At 62.8% G+C, this 6,090-nt stretch carries 5 protein-coding genes; all 5 read left to right on the top strand.

The annotated features are described in order from the left end of the window. The first annotated feature begins 300 nt into the window (after positions 1–300). Positions 301–2,364: a polysaccharide biosynthesis protein gene (locus V7080_RS22805; protein WP_334190674.1), complete on the top strand. Its 2,064-nt coding sequence runs from the start codon at positions 301–303 to the stop codon at positions 2,362–2,364. Between the two features lie 72 nt (positions 2,365–2,436). Next, positions 2,437–3,852 carry a nucleotide sugar dehydrogenase gene (locus V7080_RS22800; RefSeq protein ID WP_334190673.1) on the top strand — a complete coding sequence of 472 codons (1,416 nt, stop codon included), beginning with the start codon at positions 2,437–2,439 and terminating at the stop codon, positions 3,850–3,852. 16 nt (positions 3,853–3,868) lie between these two features. Then, a complete protein-coding gene (locus tag V7080_RS22795) occupies positions 3,869–4,930 on the top strand; it encodes a Gfo/Idh/MocA family protein (protein ID WP_334190672.1) in 1,062 nt (353 codons plus the stop codon). Between the two features lies 1 nt (position 4,931). Beyond that, a complete protein-coding gene (locus tag V7080_RS22790; RefSeq protein ID WP_334190671.1) occupies positions 4,932–5,540 on the top strand; it encodes an acyltransferase in 609 nt (202 codons plus the stop codon). 1 nt (position 5,541) lies between these two features. Next, a partial coding sequence (locus tag V7080_RS22785; RefSeq protein ID WP_334190670.1) for a DegT/DnrJ/EryC1/StrS family aminotransferase occupies positions 5,542–6,090 on the top strand: 549 nt, incomplete at its 3' end.

Below are 6,090 nucleotides of genomic sequence, written 5' to 3'. Positions count from 1 at the left end.
CACTTTTGGGCACCCGCGCAGCGGGCGGCGATAACGGGGTCGCCTTTCTTTGCTTCCTTTCTTTGGCGAAGCAAAGAAAGGAAGTGGCCCGCCGGGGCCAGTCCCGGCTAGGTTCTTTGAAGAAAAGAAAGCGTTGCATTACCGGAGAGACTCCGTAGCTCTGGATTCCCACCTACGCAGAAACAACACCACACTCCCTGCCATCGAAAAAATAAATCCAACCCACCGCATTCCCTCCCCACCCATCGAATTTCATTACTTATCTTCGCGCCCCCGGTTAGATACAGTAGAACCACACCGATGCATCTCACCCATGCATTCAAAGCCCATATCAGCATACCCACGATTGCAGACATGTTTGCCCATACGTCCGTCTCCACCGCAGTCTCCACATTCGCCGTCCGCATCGGCGCCCGCCTCGCCGCACTGGACCGCTTCCGCAAAATCGGATTGATGATCACCGTCGATAGCCTGTGCCTGCCGTTCTGCTTCCTGTTCGCGATGACGTTGCGGCTGGGCGGTGTCGATGCCGCACTGGAGTATGGCGCGGCACCTTATGTGCTGATGGCCTGCATCACCATCCCGGTATTCGCCGCATCCGGCCTCTACAGCGCGATCATCCGCTTCATCGACCAGCGCCTGCTGGCAACCGCCGGGCTCGGCCTCGCACTCGCCATCGCGGTGATTTACCTGCTGTCCGTCTTCACCGACTACCGGCAATTGCCGCGCAGCGCCTTGACGATCTACTGGTTCATCGCCTTGTCGTACGTCGCCGGCTCGCGATTGGCCGCGCGCCGGCTGCTGCGCGGCAGCCGGTTCGAGAACGGCAGGGCGGCGCAGTGCGTGGTGGCCATCTATGGCGCGGGCGAGGCGGGCAGCAAGCTTGCCGCGGCGATGCGCATGAGCGACCAGTATCGTGCCTGCTGCTTCTTTGACGACCGGCACGGACTACATCAGCGCAATGTCGCGGGGCTGAAGGTGCTGCACGCGGATCATCTCGCCGAGGCAGTCAGGGCACGCCATGTCGATCTGATCGTGATCGCGATTCCATCCGCGACCGCGGAGCAGCGCAGGCAGATCCTGAGCCGCGCGCACAAGGCGGCGGTGCCGGTGAAAATATTGAGCAACCTCGTCGGGTTTGCGGAAGAGGAAATCTCTACCCGATCGATCCGCGATATCAAGATCGATGACCTGCTCGGCCGCGAACCGATCCTGCCGCATCCCGACCTGTTCGCCAAATGCGTGCGCGGACAGAATGTGCTGGTGACCGGCGCCGGCGGCTCCATCGGTAGCGAACTGTGCCGCCAGATCATGACGCTGAAGCCGAAGGAACTGCATCTGCTTGACCATGCCGAATATGCGCTGTACGACATCGAGCAGCAATTGCGCACCCGCTTTCCCGGCCTGACCGTGATTCCGCATCTCGGCTCGGTATGTGACGAGCGGCTGGTGCGGCGGGTCGTAAGCGGGCACCGGATCGACACCATCTATCACGCCGCCGCCTACAAGCATGTGCCGCTGGTGGAGGACAACATGTCCGAAGGCGTGCGCAACAACGTGCTCGGCGCCAGCGTGGTCGCCAATGCCGCGCGCGAGCACCGGGTGAAAACCTGCGTGCTGATCTCGACCGACAAGGCGGTGAGGCCGACCAGCATCATGGGTGCCAGCAAGCGCATCGCGGAACTGATCTTCCAGGCTGCCGCCGTCGATGCCGGCCGGCACGACGGCAACGGCACGCGGTTCTGCGCCGTCCGCTTCGGCAATGTGCTGGGATCCTCCGGCTCCGTGGTGCCGCTGTTCAAGCGCCAGATCGAACACGGCGGGCCGATCACCATCACCCATCCCGAAGTGGTGCGCTACTTCATGTCAATCCCGGAAGCGGCGCAACTGGTGATGCAGGCCGGCGCCATGGCCACCGGCGGTGATGTATTCGTCATGGATATGGGACAGCCGGTGAAGATCGTCGATCTTGCCCGCACCATGCTGACGATGTGTGGCCTCAGGGAACGCAATGCGCGCCAGCCCGACGGCGACATCGCTATCGAGTTCATCGGCCTGCGACCCGGCGAAAAACTGTACGAGGAAATGTTCGCGGGGAACGACGCCATCCCGAGCCGCCATCCACGCATCATGACCACCACCGAATATCTTGTCGAGCCGAGGGTGCTGGCGCAGCAGGTCGCCTACCTGCTGCTTGCCTGCAGCACGGACGACAAGTCCATGATCCGGTTCCTGCTTCAAAAGCTGGTGTCGGGCTATTTGCCCGGGCCGGCCGACGAAGCGGCACCGGAACCAGTCGAAGACCGCCATTACGCGATGCCGTTCAAGCGTGGCGGACTGACGCTGGTCGACCGTTCGCTGTAGCGGTATGTACGACAGTAGGCAACCACGCGCCGCAAATCAAGGCGCTCATCATTTTCACCCCGAGGATCGAACATGGATTATGCACACGAAATCGTCGAAGCCGAATTGCCGTCGGGCCTGTCGCTGGACCTGTCCAAAGATTCACTGGCCAGTACGCCAGCCTTGAATGATTTCAAGCCGGAACACCTGGACAGGCTGCTGTCAAGGCTGGAGAAGGGCACTGCCGTCATCGGTATCGTGGGCCTCGGTTATGTCGGCCTGCCGCTGTTGTTGCGCTATACCGATGCCGGCTACAAGGTGATCGGTTTCGATATCGATGCCGGCAAGGTAGCCAAGCTGAATCGCGGCGACAGCTACATCGAGCACATCACTTCGCGTTCGATCCGGGACGCCTGCGACAAGGGATTCGAAGCCACGACCGATTTCACGCGTGCCGCCGAGCCAGATGCATTGATCATTTGCGTGCCGACCCCGCTCAATGCCTATCGGGAGCCCGACCTGAGCTATATCCTCGATACCGCCGATGCGCTGGTGCCGCATATGCGTCCCGGCCAGGTGCTGTCGCTTGAAAGCACCACCTATCCCGGCACCACCGAGGAGGAACTGCTGCCGCGCCTGGTGGCGCACGACCTGAAGGTCGGCGAGGAAGTGTTCCTGGTGTTCTCGCCGGAACGCGAGGACCCCGGCAATCCGCATTTCAACACCCGCTCGATTCCGAAAGTGTGCGGCGGGATCACCGTCCCCTGCCAGCGTGCCGGCGTCGCACTCTACAGCGTCGCGGTGGACCGGGTGGTGCCGGTGAGCTCGACCCGGGCGGCCGAGCTGACCAAGCTGCTGGAGAATATCTACCGCGCGGTCAACATCGGTCTGGTGAATGAAATGAAAATTATCGCCGACCGCATGGGCATCGATATCCATGAAGTCATCAATGCCGCCGCCACCAAGCCGTTCGGCTATGCCGCCTATTATCCGGGGCCGGGCCTGGGCGGACATTGCATACCGATCGACCCGTTCTACCTGACCTGGAAGGCGCGGCAGTACGGGTTGAATACCCGCTTCATCGAGCTTGCCGGCGAGATCAACAGCGACATGCCCCGGTGGGTTGTCAACAAGGTCGGCGAGGCATTGAACGACCGCGGCCGCTCCGTCCGGGGCAGCAGCATCCTCGTGCTCGGCATCGCGTACAAGAAGGATGTCGACGACATGCGCGAATCGCCGTCGGTGAAGCTGATGGAGCTGCTGCGGGAGAAGGGCGCGCGCATCGCATACTCGGACCCGCATGTGCCGGTATTTCCGACGATGCGCGAGCACCGCTTCGACCTGGAGAGCGTCGACCTGACCCGTGAACGGATTGCGTCCTATGACCTCGTACTGCTCGCCACCAACCACAGCGCGTTCGACTATGACCTGATCCAGAAACATGCGCAGCTGATCGTCGATACGCGCGGCGTGTATAGCGAAGCGCGGCCGAATGTCGTCAAGTCCTGATTGCCGGAGAGCCACCATGACCATCTATCCAACCATGCCCAGCCAGCGCAAGGTGCGCTTTGCGCTGGCCGGCTGCGGCCGGATTGCCGGGAATCACTTCGCCGCGCTCGAACGCCACGGCGACACCTGCGAACTCGCCGGCGTCTGCGACCCCGATCCGCGCGCGCTGGAAGAAGCCGCCTATCGCACCGGCGCCCGCCCTTACCGCAACCTTGCAGGCATGCTCGACGACTGCCAGGCAGACGCGATCATCCTGACCACGCCGTCGGGGCTGCATTCCAGCCAGACCATCGAAGTGGCGCATGCCGGCCGCCATGTCATCACCGAGAAGCCGATGGCGACCCGGTGGGAGGACGGCAAGCGCATGGTCGCGGCCTGCGACGAAGCCCGCGTGCGGCTGTTCGTCGTCAAGCAGAACCGCCTGAACGCGACCATGCAGCTGCTGAAGAAGGCCATTGACGGCAAACGCTTCGGCCGCATCCACATGATGAACATGAACGTGTTCTGGACCCGGCCGCAGGCGTATTACGACAGCGCCGGCTGGCGCGGTACCTGGGAGTATGACGGCGGCGCCTTCATGAACCAGGCAAGCCACTACATCGACCTGGCGCAATGGCTGATCGGCCCGGTGCAGAGCCTGCATGCGTATGCCGCGACGCTGGAGCGCGACATCGAGGTCGAGGACACCGGCGTGATCAACCTGCAATGGCGCAACGGCGCACTCGGGTCCATCAATGTGACGATGCTGGCCTATCCGAAGAACTTCGAGGGCAGCATCACGATTCTCGGCGACAAGGGCACGGTGCGCATCGGCGGCGTGGCCCTGAACGAAGTGCAGCACTGGGAATTCGCGGAGCCGAACGACGATGACCGGCGCGTGCGGGAGTCGAGCTATGCGACCGACTCGGTGTATGGCTTCGGACATGCGCAGTACTACGAAAACGTCATCAAGGTGATGCGCGGCGAAGCCAACCCGGAGACGGATGGCAGGCAAGGTTTGAAGACGCTCGAGATCCTCGTCGCCGCCTACCGCTCCGCCTGCGAGGGCAAGCGCATCGCGCTGCCGCTGGAGCATTGACATGCAATCGATCATTCATCCGAGCGCCATCGTGGACAAGGGCGCGACGCTGGGCGAAGGCTGCCGCGTGTGGCATTTCACGCATGTCAGCGCCGGCGCCGAGATCGGGCGTGACTGTTCCCTCGGCCAGAACGTGTATGTCGCCAATGACGTGCGGATCGGCGACAACGTGAAGATACAAAACAATGTGTCGGTCTACGATGCGGTGACCATCGAGGACGACGTGTTCTGCGGCCCGAGTATGGTGTTCACCAACGTCTACAACCCGCGCTCCGCCGTGATCCGCAAGGACGAATACCGCCGCACGCTGGTGCGGCGCGGTGCAACGATCGGCGCCAATGCCACTATCGTCTGCGGCACGACGGTCGGCGAACATGCCTTCGTCGCGGCCGGCGCGGTCGTGCTGCGCGACGTGCCGGCGTTCGCCCTGATGGCCGGCGTGCCTGCGCGGCAGATCGGGTGGATGAGCCGTCACGGCGAGCGCCTGTCGCTGCCGCTGCGCGGCGACGGACAGGCGCGCTGCCCGGTCACACGGGAGCGCTATCTCTTAACCGCGGGCGTGTGCGAACTCAGCCTGGAAACCGACGACGAGAAAGAAAAGGTTTACTGAAATGGAATTCATCGACCTGAAAGCGCAGTATCACACCCTGCGGCCGAGCATCAATGCACGCATCCGCGCCGTGCTGGAACATGGGCACTACATCATGGGGCCGGAAGTGCAGGAGCTGGAAGAGCGGCTGGCCGACTATACCGGCGCCCGCCATTGCCTTACGGTGGCGTCCGGCACGGAAGCCATGCTGATCGCATTGATGGCGATCGGCCTGCGCCCCGGCGACGAAGTCATCACCACGCCGTTTTCCTTCATCGCCACGGCGGAAGTGATCGCATTGCTCGGCGGTGTGCCGGTCTTTGCCGATATCGAAGCCGATACCTGCAACATCGACGCCACCCTGATCGAGCAGAAAATTACCGCCCGTACCCGCGCCATCATGCCGGTGTCGCTGTTCGGCCAGCCGTCGGACATGGACGCGATCAACGCGGTCGCCGCGCGGCATGGGTTGGTTGTCATCGAGGATGGCGCGCAAAGCTTCGGCTCGACCTACAAGGGCCGCCGGAGCGGCAATCTGTCGTCGATAGGCTGCACCAGCTTTTTCCCCAGC

The organism is Noviherbaspirillum sp., from assembly GCF_036846085.1.
Classification (GTDB): Bacteria; Pseudomonadota; Gammaproteobacteria; order Burkholderiales; family Burkholderiaceae_D; genus Noviherbaspirillum.
Note: the sequence above shows the minus strand (reverse complement) of the source record. Positions and strands in the feature narration are given on the sequence as shown.

Excerpts from the sequence above, each read along its gene's own strand:
- V7080_RS22790 (WP_334190671.1), top strand. The coding sequence starts at position 4,932 with ATGCAATCGATCATTCATCCGAGCGCCATCGTGGACAAGGGCGCGACG.
- V7080_RS22795 (WP_334190672.1), top strand. The coding sequence starts at position 3,869 with ATGACCATCTATCCAACCATGCCCAGCCAGCGCAAGGTGCGCTTTGCG.
- V7080_RS22800 (WP_334190673.1), top strand. The coding sequence starts at position 2,437 with ATGGATTATGCACACGAAATCGTCGAAGCCGAATTGCCGTCGGGCCTG.
- V7080_RS22805 (WP_334190674.1), top strand. The coding sequence starts at position 301 with ATGCATCTCACCCATGCATTCAAAGCCCATATCAGCATACCCACGATT.